The sequence below is a fragment of the Acinetobacter nosocomialis genome, assembly GCF_041021905.1.
GTDB classification, from domain to species: Bacteria; Pseudomonadota; Gammaproteobacteria; order Pseudomonadales; family Moraxellaceae; genus Acinetobacter; species Acinetobacter nosocomialis.
Window position 1 is genome coordinate 1,510,698 of the sequence record NZ_CP157432.1, and the last position, 19,189, is coordinate 1,529,886.

A 19,189-nucleotide genomic window follows, 5' to 3' on the forward strand; every position below is an offset into this window, starting at 1 on the left:
TATCAAACCATGTAAAGCACTTTACCAGTAAAAATGAGTAAAAATAGGGATGTGCGACTAATGGCTAATGTTTGCTGTATCTTTTTTAACCGTTTTTGAAGGTAAATAATTTTCTTTAGCCACGTTTAATTTTTGAATTTTAGAGGTGGTCCCACATGTTTGAACAACTAAAAGCTTATTTATAAGTGATACTCTGCTCTAGTTAAGCTACCTTATTTTGTTGTGGTAGCTGGTCATAGTAAAACTCATCTGGAGTCATTTTGTCCAGACTCGAATGAGGTCGTTTCAAATTATAAAATTCAAAATATGCGTTTAATTGCTTCTTCGCATCCAAAACATTGCTGTAGGCTTTGAGATACACCTCTTCATATTTAACGCTCCGCCATAATCGTTCAACCATCACATTATCAACCCATCGACCTTTACCATCCATACTGATTTGAATGCCATTTGATTTCAATACATCAATAAATGCATCACTGGTAAACTGACTGCCTTGGTCTGTATTAAATATTTCAGGTCGACCATATTTTTCAATAGCTTCATTTAATGTTTCTATGCAAAATGTAACCTCCATACTAATCGATACTCTATGCGCAAGTACCTTGCGGCTATGCCAATCAATCACAGCACATAAATAAACAAAGCCTTTTGCCATAGGGATATACGTTATATCCGTAGACCACACTTGATTACTGCGCTGAATAGCCAATCCTTTGAGCAGATATGGATATTTGCGGTGAGCTTGATTAGCCTGGCTTAAATTTGGTTTGCAATATAACGCATTAATGCCCATTTTCTTCATTAAAGTACGTGTATGACGTCGTCCTATATGATGTCCTTGACGATTCAACAAATCACGCATCATACGGCTACCTGCAAAAGGGTATTGCATATGTAACTCATCCATACAGCGCATCAGCTTCAGATCTGATGCACTCACAGGTTTTGGGCGATAGTAATAACAACCACGGGAGACTTTCAGCAGCTGAGCTTGCTTAGATACTGAAATCTGAAGTGAGTCATCGATTAACTTTTGTGGTTGAAGCGGCCCAGTTTCTTCAACACACCTTCTAAAAAATCAATTTCTAATGCCTGCTCACCGATTTTTGCATGTAGTTTTTTTAGATCGATGGGTGGTTCTGTTGGAGCTTTTGATTGATCGAAAGCTTGCGAGGAAGCTGAAATCAGTTGATTTTTCCAGTCGATAATTTGGTTTTGATGAACATCAAATTCAGCACTCAATTCAGCAAGTGTTTTTTCTGCTTTAATCGCAGCAAGTGCTACCTTAGCTTTAAAATCATTTGAATGATTTCTTCTTGGTCTACGTGCCATAAAATACTCCATATATTGATGTTTATAACATCATTTGGGGAGCAAAATATCACTTATAAGTGTTGTTCAAATTTCCTGATCCACCTCTTTTTTATTATTAATAAATTAGAAAACAGCTTTCAAGACTTATTCTATTTATGAGTTCTATAGTTCTTATCTTTGTTTTTCATACATTTTTTTTGATGAAAAGAATTTTAGAACAAAGACTATTCTTTTTTATGTATATCGTATACGATATATGAAGAATGATTGGACAGCTATTGATACCCATTCCATAACTTTTGAGATGGATTAACTCAAAAGTACAACTACCAATAGTTTTAACTATATTACTGAGGAATAATTATGAGTAATATCTTCACAGGATGTATCCCGGCGCTAATGACTCCATGTACTCCTAACCGTGAGCCAGATTTTGATGCGCTTGTGAAAAAAGGGCATGAGCTTATTGAAGCGGGAATGAGTGCGGTAGTGTATTGTGGTTCAATGGGCGATTGGCCTTTATTGACCGAAGCTCAACGTCAAGAAGGCGTAGCACGACTTGTAGCTGCTGGTATTCCGACAATTGTGGGTACTGGGGCAGTTAATTCAAAAGAAGCAGTTTCTCATGCAGCTCATGCAGAAAAAGTAGGTGCACAAGGGCTTATGGTAATTCCACGTGTATTATCACGTGGTGCATCACCAACTGCACAAAAGGCACACTTTTCTGCGATTCTAAAAGCTGCGCCTAGCTTACCTGCGGTAATTTACAATAGCCCGTATTATGGATTTGCGACTCGTGCAGATTTGTTTTTTGAATTGCGTCGTGAATTTCCAAACTTAATTGGTTTTAAAGAGTTTGGCGGTGCTGCTGATATGCGTTATGCAGCCGAGTTCATCACTTCTCAAGATGACTCTGTAACATTAATGGCTGGTGTAGATACTCAAGTTTTCCATGGTTTTGTTAACTGCAATGCAACGGGTGCAATTACAGGTATTGGTAATGCTTTGCCTAAAGAAGTTTTACAGTTAGTTGACCTTAGTAAGAAAGCTGCAGCAGGGGATGCGAAAGCTCGTCGTTTGGCACAAGAATTATCAAGCGCTTTAGAAGTTTTATCGTCTTTTGATGAAGGTACTGATTTAGTCCTTTATTACAAGTACTTAATGGTACTTAATGGCGATAAAGAATATTCCTTACATTTTAACGAGACGGATGCATTGAGTGAATCACAACGTAAATACGTTGAAACTCAGTATGAATTATTCCGTACTTGGTACCGTAACTGGTCAGCTGAAATCTAAGCAAATATCTATAAAAAAAGAGGCTAACGATTTAGCCTCTTTTTTACTTCTATTATTTATTTTTTAGTGAGAACAATAACGCAGAGGAATATTAAAACTAAACCTAAATAACTATTCATTGTTAAACTTTCGCCTACTACAACAACTGCCAATAAAGCTGCAACAGGAATTTCGACCAAAGCTAACGTCATGGCTTGACTGGCTGGAATACGTTTTAAACCAAAGCTAAAAAATAAATAGCCTAAGAACATAGGTACGATTGGGATATAAAGTGCCACCCAAATATTATTTGGATAATTAAATAGGTGAGTTGCTGTAATTAATAAAGTAGGTAATAACAGAACTGCTGAAATCCCAAAGATCACGCCCATGGCAGCTCTTGAGTCGATGCCTTTATGGATTAAGTTTTTCATAATCCATGAATATGTTGCATAACTCAGACTTGAGAGTAAGCCAAAAAATACACCTAATAGCCGTTCGGATTGAATGCCTTGATGTTGGTGACTATGTTCGCCTGCATATGAGAGTAAAACAACTCCTAAAAAGCCAAGAATAAAACTGATAAGCCATTTTAATGAAAGCTTACGTTTATCTAATAGCCACTCAAGCATGACTGAGAACAAAGGGGCACAGCCAATTGAAATAACAGTACCAATAGAAACACCAGCTAATGAGACCGAGGAATAAAAAGCAAACGGACAAAGAATAGAAACAATGACGGCAATCAAAACTTTGGTTTTATAGTCAAAAAGCTTTCGGTAATCTTTTTTAATGGCTTTTAAACTTAAAAATGTGTGAATTAAACCACCGAAGCCCACAGAAATAGTAGCAATTACAAGTGGACTGATGCCCTTTGCAAAAGATGCTGCAGTGCCTGCCGTACCCCATAGAAAAGCAGCAAATAGTACAGATAAGAAACCCGTATAATAAGTCAGGGAAAATTTTGCTTCTGTTGGCGTACTCATATGAAGTGACTCAAACTCTGAAAGTTTTATGCAGCAAGATTTCTACAAGATAATAATTTTTACCTTGTAAGCAATAATCAGCTCAATGGATAAGAATTTTTGACAGTTTCCCGTCAAGAGAACAGGGTAGTATGCTGGTATTTATGACGATTTGCTTGGTTAAATACAATAAAATAATGACGATTTCGGCATAGTCTAATAATAGTTTTGTGAATTAAATGGTATAAAGTATACTTTGTATAGGAATGATTTTAAAAATTATTGGCTTATAGTGATATAAAAATAGTTTTTAAAAGCTTTATATGAAGGATAAACCGTACCGAAAATGATGCTTTCAAAGCAATAATTTCATTATGGTGGGTGACTAAAATTATCATCCTTTTGTTTGTGTCATATTTTGAGGTTAAGAGAATATTCGTGACGCTACCATCTTTTAATGTATCAAATCTTGGTGCAATGCCTTCGGTATCAGAAGTTATTGTCAAATATATTAGAGAAGCAATTATTGCAGGGCATATTGCTGAAGGTGAGCCTATCCGTCAGGACGAAATTGCCAAGCTATTTAATGTCAGTAAAATTCCGGTACGTGAAGCCTTAAAGCAACTTGAAGCCGAAGGCTTGGTAGAGTTTATAAAAAATCGCGGTGCAATTGTGACCCGAATCTCTGAAGAAGAATTAGCTCAGATTTTTGAAGTACGGGTTATGTTAGAAACGAAATTAATTCAGCTCGCTGTGCCGAATATGACAGAAGAAACTTATAAAAAGGCAGATGAAATTTGTAATGCCTTTATTGATAACATGGATATTGGAAGCTGGACTACATTAAATTGGCAGTTACATGCGTGCCTTTATGAGCCAGCACAGCGACCTTATATGCTCGGATTAATTCGTTCTATTTACGATAAAATTGAGCGCTATTTAAGATTGCAGATGAATGTTTCCGAAGGCAAATCACGTGCAAATGATGAGCACAAAGAAATTGTGAAAGCCTGTAAAGCCAAGGATGTTGATTTGGCGGTTAAGTTAATTGAAGAGCATATTAATGGTGTTTGCCAATCACTTTATGAGCACTTACCTCCTCATAAAAATGTGAAAAAATAAGCGCTGCATTCTTTATCATTTCAATTAGGCCAATGGCCTAATTTTTTTGTCTTTATTTTAGCTGAAGCAAGTTTTCACTATGCTGATTTCGTCATAGATTTATAAGAAAACGATCAAGCTTGCTGTTTTGAGATCAGTCATCCTAAAGGAAAATGTAAGGATACTTCTATGAAAACAGTAAAAATTTTGGACTCTCATACTGGCGGTGAACCAACTCGATTAGTGCTTGAAGGTTTTCCTGATTTAGGCACAGGAGATATGGAAAGCCGCCGAAAAATATTATCAGAACAATATGACCATTTCCGTAGAGCAACTATGTTAGAACCGCGCGGTAATGATGTTTTGGTTGGCGCATTATTGTGTAAGCCAGTGAATCCCAAAGCGAGTGCTGGCGTTATTTTCTTTAATAACACAGGCTACCTCGGCATGTGTGGTCATGGCACGATTGGTTTGGTAGCTTCATTAGCACACTTGGGCAAAATACAAGTGGGTACACACTTAATTGAAACTCCAGTGGGCGATGTTGAAGCGACACTGCATGAAGATCATTCGGTTAGTGTGCGAAACGTACCTGCATATCGTTATAAGAAAGCGGTTGAAGTTGACGTTGAAAAATATGGAAAAGTTACTGGTGATATTGCATGGGGCGGTAACTGGTTCTTCTTGATTAATGATCATGGACAACGTGTTGCAAGTGATAATTTAGATCAACTTACTGAATATGCGTGGACGGTTAGACAAGCCCTTACGGCACAAGGAATAACCGGTAAAGATGGGCAAGAAATTGACCATATCGAGTTATTTGCAAGTGACGCCGAAGCAGATAGTAAAAATTTCGTACTTTGCCCAGGCAAGGCCTATGACCGTTCACCATGTGGAACCGGAACCAGTGCGAAAATTGCTTGTTTGGCTGCAGATGGCAAACTTAAGCCAGGAAAGTTATGGAAACAAGCCAGTATTATCGGTAGCCAGTTTATTGCCTCTTATGAGCAAGCAGGGGAATATGTGATTCCAACCATTCGTGGTGAAGCTTACATGAGTGCCGAAGCAACTTTATTTATGGATGAAAATGACCCATTTGCTTGGGGTATTCAGCTATGAGAACCGATGCCATCGTCATTGGTGCAGGTATTGTAGGTGCGGCATGTGCTTATGAATTGGCTCGGCAAGGGTTAAATGTGCAAGTTTTGGATGCTCGGATCGGTGGTGCAACAGCCGCGGGCATGGGGCATTTGGTCATTATGGATGACTTGGAAGCCGAATTAAAACTTAGTCATTGGTCAGTTCAGCTATGGCATGAATTAGGACACGAACTTTCGGAAGACTGTGCCTATCGCCAAACGCCAACTTTATGGCTGGCAAGTAGCGCAGAAGAAATGCAGATTGCTGAGGAAAAATATCAACGTCTCACTGCACAAGGTGTCCGTTGCCAACTTCGAAACGCAGATGAAGTTCATCAGCTTGAACCTCACTTAAAGCACGGTCTTTATGGTGGTTTAGAAGTTTTTGATGATGGAATTTTATATGCACCTTGTGCTGCTGAATGGCTATTAAAAAAATTTCCCCACAAGGTTCAGGTTCAACAAGCTAAAGTTATTCATATTGAAGAAAATCGGGTTCAGTTAAGTGATGGCACATGGCTAGAAGCTGCGCATATCGTTTTGGCTAACGGTATTCATGCGACAGATTTTTTTCCAGAGCTACCGATTGAACCTAAAAAAGGTCATTTGGCGATTACTGACCGTTATCCCGAATTAAATGTAAAACATACATTGGTGGCTTTGGCCTATGCAGCCAGCACTCAAGCGACAAGTGGAATTTCGGTGGCTTGTAATATTCAGCCTAGACCGACAGGCCAGCTTTTTATTGGGTCATCTCGTCAGTTTAATACGGTTGATCCGACCGTGGAGCCGGAAGTCTTTACTCGTGTGCTTAAAGAAGCTGCCGATTATGTTCCAGCTTTGGCTGATCTTAATGTTATTCGGGCATGGACTGGCTTTCGCGCAGCCACTCCGGATGGCATTCCGGTAATTGGACGACATCCTGCATTTCAATCGGTTTATTTAGCGGTAGGTCATGAAGGATTAGGTGTCACCACAGCGACAGGTACGGCAAAACTGATTGCTTCACACGTGTGTGGGTTAACTTTTGATATAGATCCAGAACCTTTTTTACCTCATCGTTTTATAGGAGCTGCATAGATGATTCAGCTTTTTATTAACGGCCAATCGGTTTCTGTGATTGAGGGCACCAGTGTTGCTGCTGCTTTAGCACAAACGAAGTCTTATAGCCGTTTGTCTGTCTGTGGTGAGAAACGCACTCCATTTTGTGGAATGGGAGTTTGTCAGGAATGTCGTGTCAATATTAATGGACTCAGAGTGCTTGCGTGTCAGACGCTGTGCCAGCAAGACATGAAGGTGGAAACACAATAATGGAAAAACAATACAATGTGGTGGTTGTTGGGGCAGGTCCTGCGGGGTTGTCAGCTGCTATTGCAGCCGCCGAAAGTGGCGGGCGAATTTTAATATTGGATAATAACCCACAGGCGGGCGGTCAAATCTGGCGGGCTGGACCGATTTTTCCTGTGCCTGAAATGGCGCAGCAGAAATATCAACAAATCAAGGCTCATCCTAATATTGAATTTATGTTTGGTGCGAAAATTGTCGCCGCGCCTTTTGCAGGCCAGTTACTCGTTGAGCGACCTCACGACAGCCTAAACTTGTCTTATCACCAGCTTATATTGTGTACGGGTGCAAGAGAACTGTTTTTGCCTTTTCCCGGTTGGACTTTACCTGGCGTAACGGGTGCAGGTGGGTTGCAAGCCTTAATTAAAGCAGGCACATCTGTAAAAAATGAACGCGTTGTGATTGCAGGTTCCGGACCATTACTTTTAGCAAGTGCGGACACAGCAAAAAAAGCAGAGGCTCAAGTTCTCTATGTTGCTGAACAGGCGGCTTCATCTTCTGTTCGTAAATTTGCACTACAACTTTGGCGTTGGCCTTCGAAAGTAATACAGGCGTTATCTTTACCTTATCGTTTATATCAACCTGACAGTTATGTGATCGAAGCGATTGGTCAGGAACGTCTTGAGCGAGTAAAACTACAAACGCCGAAAGGAATCATTGAAATTGAGTGTGATCGACTCGCGTGCGGGTTTGGCTTAGTACCGAATACTCAATTAGGTCAGCTAATGGGTTGTCAAATTAAAGATAATGCGATTACGGTTGATGACTATCAGCGTACATCACAGCCACAGGTGTGGGCAGCAGGTGAGTGTACAGGTTTTGGTGGAAGTGAGTTGGCGATGGTTGAAGGTAGCATCGCAGGTTATGCGGCTATAGGTCAAAATGAAAAAGCCAGTCAATTATTTGCTCAAAGACAACGGTATCGTTTGTTTGCACATCTTCTTGAGAAAAGCTTTAAGATACGTGCTGAGTTAAAAACGCTTGCACGTCCAGAAACTATTTTTTGTCGATGTGAAGATGTGACTTTTGATAAAGTTGCCGAGCGTAGTAGTTGGATTGATGCAAAATTACATACACGTTGTGGAATGGGAGCGTGCCAAGGAAGCACGTGTGCAACAGCAGCAGCTTGTTTATTTGATTGGCAGTTGCCTAACTCTCGACCACCATTACTTCCTACTCGTGTAAAAAGTCTCATGGCGATGTCTACTTCTCCTTTAAATCAAAAATGAAATGTTCTAGAGTAGACAAGTTATAACTTTGTCCGCTCTAGCTCATGACTTTGGTTCAAATTCCGAAATTAACTACCACTTTGGAAGATTTCTTAAAAAATCTGGAAAGTATAGAACCATTGTTTGATGCTTTATCTTCGGTGGTTTTTTTCATCAAAAATACCGAAGCACGCTATGTCTTTGTCAATCAAACATTAGTAAATCGCTGCGGTCTAAAGGATAAAAATGCAATATTGGGAAAAACCTCTTCTGAAGTTTTTCCTCATTCACTTGGAAAAATATATACATCGCAAGACTTGCAAGTTATTCGCCGCGGTAAAAAGTTAACAGAGCAATTAGAGCTGCATTTATATGCAAAAAATCAGTCGGGTTGGTGTTTAACTTATAAAGAACCTTTATTTGATGCGGATGGAAAGTTAGTAGGAATTGCTGGAATTTCTAATGATTTAAATGTGCCTGAAAATACACATCCTGCTTTTTACAAAATGGTTAAGGTTGAGGAATATATTAAAAAGAATTATGCCGAAACCATTACTTTGGCGCATTTGACCGCAATTGCTGGCGTGTCAGTGGCTCAGTTAGAACGTTATTGCAAAAAAATATACCATTTAACGCCGAGGCAAATGATTAGCAAAATTCGTCTTCAAGTCGCCACTGAACTACTAGCGACAGATTTACTAATCACTCAAATTGGTTTGCGCTGTGGTTATACCGACCATAGTGCTTTTTGTCGTCAGTTTAAGTTGCATACAGGCATGTCACCTACTTTGTATCGGGCCTCTATCAAAAATATTTAGACAAAAAAATTGGGCTGTATAAAACAACCCAAAATGATTATTAAGTGCTGAATTTATATATTAAAGACTAATCTTTGAAAGCCAATGACCGGCCTTTGGTTTCTTTCACTAGCAAAATCGAGACTATAGAGATCAGACTTGCAGCAACCAAATATAAAGAAATCGGAATTGAGCTATTAAATTCTTTGAGTAAGGTTAAGGCAATTAATGGAGCAAGCGAACCTGCCATAATTGGCGCAACTTGATAACAAAATGAAAGCGCCGTATAGCGGATGTGAGTTGGAAATAACTCAGTCATTAACGCAGAGTAAGGCGAGTAGGTCATGGACTCAATAAATAGACCGAGCACAATTGCTAGCATAATGAGCCAGTCATTGCCTGTATCCATTAAAGGAAAGCTGACAAAACCCCAAAAAGCAGTAAGTACAGCCCCAATAAGATAAATAGGTTTACGGCCAAATATATCGCTCAAATGCCCCATAAAAGGAATAATAAAGAAATGGATCAGATGAGCGCCAAACATGAGCAGTAAGATCTGCGAAGTATCTTTATGGACGACCAACTTTAAATAACTGATCGAAAAAGTAACCACCATATAGTACAAAATATTTTCTGCGAATCTGGCACCGATACCCGCAATAACAGATTTCTTATGATATTTTAAAACCTCAATAATCCCGAGTTGTTGCTTTTCAAGAAGCCGTTGTTTGGCCTGTGCTTCTTTAAACACTTCGGCATCGTCTACATTTTTTCGAATCCATAAACCAATCAGTACCACAACTGCTGAGAACCAAAATGCACAGCGCCATCCCCAATCTAGGAATTGTTCGGGTGAGAGGTTTTTTGAAAGTAATAATAAAACCAGCGTGGCTACTAAATTCCCGAGGGGTACGCCAGTTTGTGGCCAGCTTGCCCAATAACCTCTGCGATCATCTGGACTGTGCTCTGAAACTAAAATAACTGCGCCGCCCCATTCACCACCAAAAGCAAAACCTTGAATTAAACGCAATATCACTAGGAGTGTAGGTGCCCAATAGCCAATTTGATGGAAGGTCGGAATACAGCCCATTAAAAAAGTAGTGATACCGACAATAATGAGGCTAATTTGCAATAATTTCTTGCGTCCAATTTTATCACCGTAGTGACCAAACACGAGGCCACCGAGAGGTCTTGCTAAAAAGCCAACGGCATACAGGGCAAAGGCCGCCAAAATACCATCTATAGCATTGCCAGTTTGTTGAAAGAAAAGTTCGCCAAAGACAAGGGCAGAAGCGGTGCCATAAAGGAAAAATTCATACCATTCTGCTACGGAGCCAACCATGGAGGCCGCTACAACCTTTTTTAGTGTTGTCGTCATATACCAATATCCTTATTTAAAAATATGTTACGCATTGATTTGATGAAGCATCTTGCTATTCATTTTTTGCACTTTTTTATTTGAATAATGTGCGGTTACTTTGTGAGGTTTTGATCTAAATAAAAAGGAGTTCATCACTTGGATAAACTCCTTTAAAAATATTAAAGAGCAGCTTTACTCATTTCACCATTGACTAAACGCGCAATACCAAGCGGATTGGCATTTTGAAGGGCGAGTGGCAGTAAGTGATCTGGATAGTTTTGATAACATACTGGTCGTAAATAACGCTCGATTGCCAAGGTTCCTACCGATGTACCGCGTGCATCTGAAGTTGCAGGATAAGGCCCGCCGTGAACCATGGCATCACAGACTTCCACACCTGTTGGGTAACCATTTAGAAGTAAACGTCCTGCTTTTTCTTCAAGTAATGGAATAAGGATCGCGAAGTTCTCAAAATCTTGCGGTTCGGCAATTAAAGATGCTGTAAGTTGACCACGTAGACCGCTTAATGCGAGAGCGAGCTGCTCTGCCGATTCAACTTCAATCACAATCGTCGTTGGGCCGAACACTTCTTCTTGAAGTAATTCATCATGCTCGAGTAAAAGAGATACATCAGCTTTAAAGAGCTGAGGATAGGCTTGATGGCCTTGCTGTGGTTGACCCGCTAAATGCTCAATTTTGTCATGTGCGAGTAATGCTTTCAGGCCATGCTCGTAGCTTCTTAAAGTACCTTTATTAAGCATGGTTTGTGGCGGTTGCTGAGCCATTGCAACCTTGAAATGGTCAAGGAATTGGCTAAATTCAGATGATTTAATTCCAATAATTAAACCCGGATTGGTACAAAACTGACCGCAGCCTAAAACCACTGAACCACTAAGTTCGGTCGCAATTTTATCACCACGCACTTTTAGAGCTTCGGGTAATAAAATCATTGGGTTAATGCTCGACATTTCGGCAAAAACAGGAATAGGTTCAGGACGTGCGGCAGCTAAATCGCATAGAGCACGACCACCTTTGAGTGAACCAGTAAATCCAACGGCTTTAATTGCTGGATGTTTTACCAGTGGCTCACCGACACCTTGACCATAAATCATGCTAAAGATGCCTTTTGGCATAGCGCATTTCTCAATCGCACTACAAATGGCATTTGCAATGTATTCGGCCGTTGCCATGTGACCGCTATGAGCCTTCACAATAACTGGACATCCAGCCGCAAGTGCTGAAGCGGTATCGCCACCAGCAGTAGAAAAGGCAAGAGGGAAGTTACTTGCACCAAATACGGCAACTGGTCCAACACCGATTTTATATTGACGTAAATCTGGACGTGGAAGCGGTTGACGTTCAGGCAAAGCCAAATCAATACGGGCACCTAAATAATCACCACGGCGTAATACTTGGGCAAATAAGCGTAATTGACCTGTAGTTCGCCCACGTTCACCGCGAATACGAGCTTCTGGTAAGGCAGTTTCTTGACAGACTGTCGCAATAAACTGGTCATCAAGCGCATCAATTTCACTGGCAATCGTTTCTAGAAAAACAGCACGTTGTTCTGGCGTAGTTTGTCTAAAAGCAGGATAAGCCAATGCAGCTGCTTGAGCTGCCTGATCAATTTCTTCAGGAGTCGCCTGAGCAAATTGATAGGGTAATGCTTCATCTGTTGCAGCATCGTAACTTAATACAAACTTACTGCCTGCACTTGAACGTTGACCTGCAATAAAATTTTGACCAGTAATATTTAACATTATCAACCTCACTTGAGAGTGAACGTCAAAAGTGGTTCTTCTGACGTTGGAGAGTTATCAAAGTGAAGGTTTTACATTTGAAAATATTGTATTTTGTATACGGTATTAATCAAAAGAAAACCTTAACTTATATGTGTTTAAGCAAATGATCGCTAAGCTTCATCATCATTTTTAATCAGTGCTTTTGGTAAACCTGAGCGTATTCCCCAGTAGTAACAACCAAGAGAAATCACCATGACGAATAAGGTGTCGAATGGCGCTGCCAATAGGTGTGTTGCGCCATCACCGAAGCTGCCAAGGTAAGAGGCAAGAATCATTAAGATGTAGTAAACAAGGAGCCATGTTGATGACTTTAACTGTTGGGCAAGGCTGACTTCTTGGGTTGGCACGTAGCGCTTAAAAATGACATAGAGTGCAAACAACACGATTTGTGCGCCTAACAACCATGAAATGACATTCCAGCCAGACCAATACACAATAAAAGACGCAATGACAAAAGCCAGTGGACCAAGAACGGTAAAACCTTTTACATAGAATGGACGTTCAAGCTCAGGAGCATTACGGCGTAAGGCACCTACTGTGACAGGAGCAAGGGCATAACTTAAAACTAAAGCTGCCGAAACCACAGAAATTAATTTATCCCAAGATGGAAACGGCATGGTCCAAAATACTGAAAGTGCAAACGTTAACCATAAGGCATAACGAGGAATACCTGATTTTGGATCTACACGCGTAAAAATACGGAAGAATGTATTACTGTTTGACCATGCATAAATGACACGTGGAGTTGCAGCCATATAGATGTTGCCGCAGCCAGATGGAGAAATAATGGCATCTGAAACAACTAACAGTGCTAACCATCCTAAACCTAATAACATGGCAATGTCACGGTAAGGTAATGGGAACTTGTCACTGAGTCCTGACCAACCATTTGCTAGCATATCGGTAGGTACTGCACCCAAGAAAGCGACTTGAAGCACTACATAAATAATCGTTGCCAAAACGACAGATAAGATGAGTGCAAAAGGAATCGTAAATTGAGGACGTTTTACTTCACTTGCCACCGAAATAATCGGCGTTAATCCCAAATACGCAAAAATAATACCGCCAGCAGATACGGCACCTTGTACGCCGTGAGCGCCCATTGGGGCAAACTCGGTCATTGAAAAGTTTGCAGGTTTAAAATGGTATAGAAGTGCAACCATCACTAAAACCGGCACAGCAAATTTCAATGCACTAATCAGGTTGTTGGCAATTGCAAAGGTCTTTACGCTGTAATAGTTCAATGCAAAAAATACGCATAAAAGCGCGAACTGAAACAACCATCCAATGGTAGTTGGAGTTCGAACACCATCATGTACGGCGGTAAGAGAAGGGAACCATGCGGCTGCATATTCACGAGCAGCGACGACTTCAATTGCAATTAAACTTGAAAAGGCAATGACGGTCACAGAACCCAATAAATATCCTTGTAATGGGCCATGTGAAAATACGGGATAACGGATAATACCGCCTGCTCGGGGTAAGGCTGCGCCTAACTCACAATAAATAATTCCCAGAATTAAAACGGCAAAGCCCCCAATAATCCATGACAATATACCTGCAGGGCCGGCTTGAGAGGCCACATGACTTGCTGAAAATAACCATCCTGAACCGAAAATGGCGCCTAAGCCAATGAATGTAAGATCCATTAGAGATAACTGTTTTTTAAACTGACTTGTCATTACGTTTTCCTTAACGACGGAACTATTGTTCTTTCATATATCGTATACGATATATGGTTATTGGTAAATAGGGGAATTTTTATTCTATTTATCGGCAATGAATGATTTGAAAATTACGTAAATATTTGTTTTTAATATATTTAAAATAGTTTAAATTTCAACTAAATAACTTGAAAACCAAATATTTTTTATAAAAAATTGGCAAAGGTTCGTGATTTTATTTGCTCAAAAGAACAATTCTTCAATATGAGGTGAGTCATTTACCATTTAAATTAATGGAAAATTCAATTTTTTAAAAAGACTGTACTAGCAATTGATTGTATTGTTTTTAGGCAATGAACCATTTATTTTCAGTGCTTTATAGATGGCTTAATGATAATTTTAGAGCTATCCGAAAGGACACAATAATGACGAACATACGAATAATAATGAATCGAAGGTAGGACTACGTGTTTATTAGTGTATTTGATCTTTTTAAAATTGGCATCGGCCCATCTAGCTCCCATACAGTTGGACCAATGCGTGCGGCATACAGTTTTGTGGATGATTTATTGAAGCAAAACGATTTACAGGCAACGGTTAGAGTTCAGGTGAAGTTATACGGTTCTCTGTCGGCAACCGGTGTCGGTCATGCGACAGACAAGGCTGTTCTGTTAGGTTTAATGGGTTTTGACCCTGAACATATTGATACTCAAGTAAGTACAAATTTGATTGAAGATGTTCTTGAAAATAAAGCCATCCGGCTTAATGGGCAAAAGACTATTTCTTTTGACTATAAGCATGATGTGCTTTTTTTAGATGAATCTTTGCCTTATCACCCCAATGCAATGGAGTTAAGTGCGTATAACGAGGCTCAAGAAATTTTATATGCAGAAACTTACTATTCGGTAGGTGGTGGCTTTATTGTTAGCCAAAGACAATTAGCACACACCCAAACTGAAACTAACGATGTTAAGGTTCCATATCCATTTCACAGTGCGGCTGAACTTTTAAGCTTATGTAGAACCCATCAGTTATCAGTAAGTGAGTTAATGCTTGAAAATGAAAAAAGCTGGCGTAGTGAAACTGAGATTCGTAGCAAGATTATGGAAATCTGGAAAGTGATGCAGCAGTGCATTCACAACGGATTAATTAATGAAGGCATATTACCGGGCGGATTAAACGTAAAACGTCGGGCCAAGAAAATTCACGATAAGTTATTAAATAAGAAAAATTCAAACCTGATTGTGACGACTTTTCATGCGATGGAATGGGTCAATTTATTTGCCTTAGCGGTAAATGAAGAAAATGCCGCTGGCGGTCGAGTAGTGACGGCACCTACAAATGGAGCAGCAGGGATTATTCCGGCAGTTTTATATTACTACGTGACTTTCTCTAAAGATTTTTCTGAAGATAAAGTGGTTCGCTTTTTTCTAAGTGCGGCAGCCGTCGGCATTTTATGTAAACTCAATGCTTCTATTTCTGGTGCAGAAGTAGGGTGTCAGGGTGAAGTCGGCTCGGCGTGTGCGATGGCTTCTGCAGGTTTAGCCGAGATTTTAGGTGCATCACCTGAGCAAGTGGAACATGCGGCTGAAATTGGGCTTGAGCATAACTTGGGTTTAACGTGTGACCCGATTGGTGGTTTGGTTCAGGTGCCTTGCATTGAACGAAATGCAATTGCAGCTGTAAAAGCCATTAATGCAGCCCAAATGGCACTTCATGATGACGATGAACACTTTGTCACGCTCGATAAAGTGATTCAGACCATGAAAGAAACAGGCAGAGATATGTCTGAGAAATATAAAGAGACTTCAAAAGGTGGTCTCGCTGTTAACGCCATTGAGTGCTAAAAAAAAGAGATGGGGACGAGGTGACCCCATCTCATTTTAACCATTAAGCTTCGCGAGCAACTAAAGTTAAAATGTCGTAAGTTGCGACAAGTTCACCACGTTGGTTTTTGACTTTAATATCCCATACCACAACCCCATGCGCAGGCTGAGAAGGGTCTTTTTGTGGTTTAGGTGTTTTTTGCTTACAGGTGAGTTCAACCTGAATCGAGTCACCAATTTTAACCGGTTCAACAAAGCGTAAGTTGTCCATACCATAATTGGCAATCACAGGGCCTTGTGCTGCATCGACAAATAGACCTGCTGCGGCAGACACAATGAAGTAGCCGTGTGCCACACGTTCACCAAAGAAAGACTCGGCCGCTGCAATTTTGTCAGTATGCGCATAGAAATAGTCACCACTTAAACAAGCAAAATTGACAATATCTGCTTCGGTGACTGTACGGCGCGCCGTTAATAAACGTTCACCAATCACTAACTCATCAAAAGACTTTTTAAATGGATGTACGCGGTCTTCGTTAACTTTCGAACCGGCAGTCCATGAGTGAGTAATTTGCGTCAGACTGTTTGGAGAGCCTTGAATTGCAGTGCGCTGCATGTAATGTTTAACCGCGCGAATACCACCTAACTCTTCACCGCCACCTGCACGACCAGGTCCGCCATGTACTAAATGTGGAAGTGGTGAACCATGTCCTGTACTTTCTTTTGCCGATTCTGCATCGAGTACATGCACACGCCCATGCCAAGGCGCAATTTTTTGAATAATCTGCTCAATATTCTCATCGTTATTTTTAACGACAGAAGCCACTAGGCTACCTTCACCACGTGAAACAAGGTCAGCGAGTTCTTCAATGTTTTGATATGGCATGAGTGTACATACCGGTCCGAAAGCTTCTGTGGTATGAACATTCGTTGCTTGTTAAGGTTGTTCGCACACCAATAAAGTTGGAGCGAAAAAAGCACCTTTTTCAGGATGATCTGCATTAAATTTAAAGCTATTGTTGCCACCAAAAACAATTTTTGCATCTTTGCTGAGTTCGGCAACTTTTTCTGCAACGTCATGTTTTTGTTTTATGCTCGCTAAAGCTCCCATGGTGGTTTCTTCTTTTTGAGGATCACCCACCACAACTTTAGCAAGTTTGGCAGTTAGCTTTTCTTGCACAGTCGCTAACAAATTTTCAGGAACGAAAGCACGACGAATTGCAGTACATTTTTGGCCTGCTTTGGTGGTCATTTCACGGAAGACTTCACGTACAAATAAATCAACAGTTTCTTCATTTGCCTCAGGGCTTAAAATTGCACTGTTTACCGAGTCGGCTTCCATACTAAATGGAATCGAATATTTATTAAGGTGAGGGTGATTACGTAATTTTTGACCTGTGTAAGCAGAACCTGTAAAGGTAACGCAGTCTTGTGGGCCTAGGAGGTCGAACAGGTCATAAGTCTGACCGCAAATAAGTTGTAGTGCGCCTTTTGGTAAGACATGTGTTTCTTCAATTGCTTTTACAACGGCTTGAGTTAATTGGGCACCATCGGTTGCTGGTTTCACAATACATGGCACGCCTGCAAGTAGAGTCGGTGCAATCTTTTCAAGCATTCCCCAAATTGGAAAGTTAAAAGCATTAATATGAACGGCAACACCTGCTTTAGGGCTTAAAATGTGTTTAGCGCCGAAAGTGCCATTTTTAGATAATTGAATCCAGCTATCTTCAGTAATAATTTTTTCATCATTGAGTTCACGGCGAACCAGACTTGAATAAGCAAATAATGTCTGGATGCCACCTTCAATATCAATCCACGCATCTTTACGAGTGGCGCCTGTCGCATAAGCAAGTTTGTAGAAGTCTTCCTTACGTTCAAGTAAATGTTGGGCAATTTGTTTTAACGCATTGGCACGTTGGTGAAACGTCCAGTTAGCCAGTTCTGAACCATTCTGTTTGGCATATTGAACAACACGTTTCATATCTATGCCATGACTACTTACGGCATAAATCGATTCACCTGTAATGGCATGATAAACGGTACGTAATTCTTCGTCAGACGAATGCCATGTTCCATAGACATAAGAAGCAAGATGAGGCTGTTGCTGTTCAGACTGCTGAAAATCTGTGTCAGTTGAGGTTCCTTCTAGGTGTGCTTGTTCAAGCATGACCAAACTCCTTTTTTATTTGATACATCAATTATAAAAATTGCAAAAATATGATTCATAATTTCAGATTAATTTGTATAAAAGTCAACTTTATTTTGATTTTTAAAAGTAAAAAAGTTTTTTACATTTAACTTAATTTTATTTATTTCAATGGTTTAAATTGTTTTGTTGTTGTGGATTTAATTTGATACTAAAAAAATAGTTGACTTTGTTTTTTGTGTATCGAAAAATAGATTTAAGGGTGATACCTACAGGGAATGAAAGAATGGAAAACAATTACCAGAAATTTGAACAAAATATTGCCAATGAAATTACGATCGAGGCTAAGGATCAAATGCCTGATGCCTACCGCAAAACATTGATTCGTCAAATCGGGCAACATGGCCATTCTGAAATTGTAGGTATGTTGCCTGAAGGAAACTGGATTACGCGTGCGCCGACTTTAAAACGTAAAGCGGTTTTGCTCGCGAAAGTACAAGATGAAGCGGGTCATGGTTTATATCTGTATAGCGCGGCAGAAACCTTAGGTGCTGACCGTGATGACATGATGGAAAAGTTGATTAATGGGAAAATGAAATACTCATCAATCTTTAACTATCCAACTTTGACTTGGGCAGATGTCGCTGCAATTGGTTGGCTTGTCGATGGGGCAGCCATTGTGAACCAAGTTGCGCTTTGCCGTACTTCATATGGGCCATATGCACGTGCGATGGTACGCATTTGTAAAGAAGAAAGTTTCCACCAACGCCAAGGTTTTGAAGCCATGATGGCTTTGGCAAACGGTACACCGGAACAAAAACAGATGGCACAAGATGCAGTGAACCGTTTCTGGTGGCCAGCCCTGATGATGTTTGGTCCAAGTGATGAGCACTCTCCAAACAGTGCACAAAGCATGGCTTGGAAAATCAAGCGTTTTAGTAATGATGAATTACGTCAAAAGTTTGTCGATAACACCGTACCTCAAGTGTTGCAACTTGGCTTGGAAGTACCGGACCCAGATTTAAAGTTCAATGAAGAAACAGGCCACTATGAGTTTGGCGAGATTGACTGGCACGAATTTAATGAAGTGATTGCCGGACGTGGACCATGTAATCACGAGCGTATCGAAGCACGCCGTAAAGCATGGGAAAACGGCAAATGGGTTCGTGATGCAGCAGTAGTCTACGCGAAAAAACAGCAGCTTGAAGCGAACAAAGTGGCTTAACAAGATTTATGGAA

The 19,189-nt window shown here is 40.3% G+C and carries 14 protein-coding genes and 1 pseudogene; 9 read left to right on the forward strand and 6 right to left on the reverse strand.

Annotation, left to right across the window (positions count from 1 at the left end):
- Window positions 1-202: 202 nt before the first annotated feature.
- Window positions 203-1,335 (reverse strand): IS3 family transposase gene (locus ABLC00_RS06945; RefSeq protein WP_223235881.1). Its coding sequence is split into 2 segments (ribosomal slippage): window positions 203-1,083 and window positions 1,083-1,335, totalling 1,134 coding nucleotides; the frame shifts between segments, so codons are not numbered across the junction.
- Between the two features lie 345 nt (window positions 1,336-1,680).
- Between ABLC00_RS06945 and ABLC00_RS06950 the strand changes: the two genes are divergently transcribed.
- A complete protein-coding gene (locus ABLC00_RS06950) occupies window positions 1,681-2,616 on the forward strand; it encodes a dihydrodipicolinate synthase family protein (RefSeq protein WP_033846856.1) in 936 nt (311 codons plus the stop codon).
- Window positions 2,617-2,672: 56 nt separating this feature from the next.
- Here ABLC00_RS06950 and ABLC00_RS06955 read toward each other — a convergent pair whose 3' ends face one another.
- Window positions 2,673-3,581, reverse strand: a complete 909-nt coding sequence (locus tag ABLC00_RS06955; RefSeq protein ID WP_033846855.1) for a DMT family transporter — start codon at window positions 3,579-3,581, stop codon at window positions 2,673-2,675.
- 417 nt (window positions 3,582-3,998) lie between these two features.
- On the opposite strand from ABLC00_RS06955, the gene ABLC00_RS06960 reads away from it, so the two are divergent.
- The 6 genes from ABLC00_RS06960 (at window position 3,999) to ABLC00_RS06985 (ending at window position 9,173) form a co-directional block, all read left to right on the forward strand.
- The gene (locus ABLC00_RS06960; protein ID WP_025466272.1) at window positions 3,999-4,682 is read left to right on the forward strand and encodes a GntR family transcriptional regulator; all 684 of its coding nucleotides are present in this window, start codon (window positions 3,999-4,001) and stop codon (window positions 4,680-4,682) included.
- 168 nt (window positions 4,683-4,850) lie between these two features.
- Window positions 4,851-5,783 (forward strand): 4-hydroxyproline epimerase, encoded by a 933-nt coding sequence (locus tag ABLC00_RS06965; RefSeq protein ID WP_033846854.1) that lies wholly within the window; start codon window positions 4,851-4,853, stop codon window positions 5,781-5,783.
- Window positions 5,780-6,883, forward strand: a complete 1,104-nt coding sequence (locus ABLC00_RS06970; RefSeq protein ID WP_033846853.1) for an FAD-binding oxidoreductase — start codon at window positions 5,780-5,782, stop codon at window positions 6,881-6,883. The genes ABLC00_RS06965 and ABLC00_RS06970 overlap by 4 nt, the downstream gene beginning before the upstream one ends.
- Complete coding sequence (locus ABLC00_RS06975; protein ID WP_016804807.1) at window positions 6,884-7,114, forward strand: 2Fe-2S iron-sulfur cluster-binding protein; 231 nt, start codon at window positions 6,884-6,886, stop codon at window positions 7,112-7,114.
- Window positions 7,114-8,376: an FAD-dependent oxidoreductase gene (locus tag ABLC00_RS06980; RefSeq protein ID WP_033846852.1), complete on the forward strand. Its 1,263-nt coding sequence runs from the start codon at window positions 7,114-7,116 to the stop codon at window positions 8,374-8,376. The genes ABLC00_RS06975 and ABLC00_RS06980 overlap by 1 nt, the downstream gene beginning before the upstream one ends.
- Before the next feature lie 44 nt (window positions 8,377-8,420).
- The gene (locus ABLC00_RS06985) at window positions 8,421-9,173 is read left to right on the forward strand and encodes an AraC family transcriptional regulator (protein WP_033846851.1); all 753 of its coding nucleotides are present in this window, start codon (window positions 8,421-8,423) and stop codon (window positions 9,171-9,173) included.
- Between the two features lie 67 nt (window positions 9,174-9,240).
- On the opposite strand, the gene abaF is transcribed toward ABLC00_RS06985, so the two are convergent.
- The 3 genes from abaF to ABLC00_RS07000 all read right to left on the reverse strand — a co-directional run bounded on the left by abaF (window position 9,241) and on the right by ABLC00_RS07000 (window position 13,996).
- Complete coding sequence (gene abaF, locus ABLC00_RS06990) at window positions 9,241-10,530, reverse strand: fosfomycin efflux MFS transporter AbaF (RefSeq protein WP_033846850.1); 1,290 nt, start codon at window positions 10,528-10,530, stop codon at window positions 9,241-9,243.
- A 161-nt stretch (window positions 10,531-10,691) separates the two neighbouring features.
- Window positions 10,692-12,272, reverse strand: a complete 1,581-nt coding sequence (locus tag ABLC00_RS06995) for an aldehyde dehydrogenase (NADP(+)) (RefSeq protein WP_033846849.1) — start codon at window positions 12,270-12,272, stop codon at window positions 10,692-10,694.
- A 152-nt stretch (window positions 12,273-12,424) separates the two neighbouring features.
- A complete protein-coding gene (locus ABLC00_RS07000; RefSeq protein ID WP_000203776.1) occupies window positions 12,425-13,996 on the reverse strand; it encodes an APC family permease in 1,572 nt (523 codons plus the stop codon).
- A gap of 449 nt (window positions 13,997-14,445) precedes the next feature.
- Here ABLC00_RS07000 and ABLC00_RS07005 point away from each other — a divergent pair, with 449 nt between their 5' ends.
- Window positions 14,446-15,825, forward strand: coding sequence for an L-serine ammonia-lyase (locus ABLC00_RS07005; RefSeq protein WP_033846848.1), 1,380 nt, complete (start codon window positions 14,446-14,448; stop codon window positions 15,823-15,825).
- A 43-nt stretch (window positions 15,826-15,868) separates the two neighbouring features.
- On the opposite strand, the pseudogene paaZ reads toward ABLC00_RS07005, so the two are convergent.
- Window positions 15,869-17,971 (reverse strand): annotated as a pseudogene (gene paaZ / locus ABLC00_RS07010) (phenylacetic acid degradation bifunctional protein PaaZ).
- Between the two features lie 265 nt (window positions 17,972-18,236).
- On the opposite strand from paaZ, the gene paaA reads away from it, so the two are divergent.
- Complete coding sequence (paaA, locus tag ABLC00_RS07015; protein WP_000431128.1) at window positions 18,237-19,175, forward strand: 1,2-phenylacetyl-CoA epoxidase subunit PaaA; 939 nt, start codon at window positions 18,237-18,239, stop codon at window positions 19,173-19,175.
- The last annotated feature ends 14 nt before the right edge of the window (window positions 19,176-19,189 follow it).

What these genes read in the sequence shown, in the direction of transcription:
- ABLC00_RS06950 (WP_033846856.1), top strand. Translation starts at nt 1,681, where the DNA reads ATGAGTAATATCTTCACAGGATGTATCCCGGCGCTAATGACTCCATGT.
- ABLC00_RS06985 (WP_033846851.1), top strand. Translation starts at nt 8,421, where the DNA reads ATGACTTTGGTTCAAATTCCGAAATTAACTACCACTTTGGAAGATTTC.
- ABLC00_RS06970 (WP_033846853.1), top strand. Translation starts at nt 5,780, where the DNA reads ATGAGAACCGATGCCATCGTCATTGGTGCAGGTATTGTAGGTGCGGCA.
- ABLC00_RS06975 (WP_016804807.1), top strand. Translation starts at nt 6,884, where the DNA reads ATGATTCAGCTTTTTATTAACGGCCAATCGGTTTCTGTGATTGAGGGC.
- ABLC00_RS06995 (WP_033846849.1), bottom strand. Translation starts at nt 12,272, where the DNA reads ATGTTAAATATTACTGGTCAAAATTTTATTGCAGGTCAACGTTCAAGT.
- paaA (WP_000431128.1), top strand. Translation starts at nt 18,237, where the DNA reads ATGGAAAACAATTACCAGAAATTTGAACAAAATATTGCCAATGAAATT.
- ABLC00_RS06955 (WP_033846855.1), bottom strand. Translation starts at nt 3,581, where the DNA reads ATGAGTACGCCAACAGAAGCAAAATTTTCCCTGACTTATTATACGGGT.
- ABLC00_RS06980 (WP_033846852.1), top strand. Translation starts at nt 7,114, where the DNA reads ATGGAAAAACAATACAATGTGGTGGTTGTTGGGGCAGGTCCTGCGGGG.
- ABLC00_RS06965 (WP_033846854.1), top strand. Translation starts at nt 4,851, where the DNA reads ATGAAAACAGTAAAAATTTTGGACTCTCATACTGGCGGTGAACCAACT.
- abaF (WP_033846850.1), bottom strand. Translation starts at nt 10,530, where the DNA reads ATGACGACAACACTAAAAAAGGTTGTAGCGGCCTCCATGGTTGGCTCC.
- ABLC00_RS07000 (WP_000203776.1), bottom strand. Translation starts at nt 13,996, where the DNA reads ATGACAAGTCAGTTTAAAAAACAGTTATCTCTAATGGATCTTACATTC.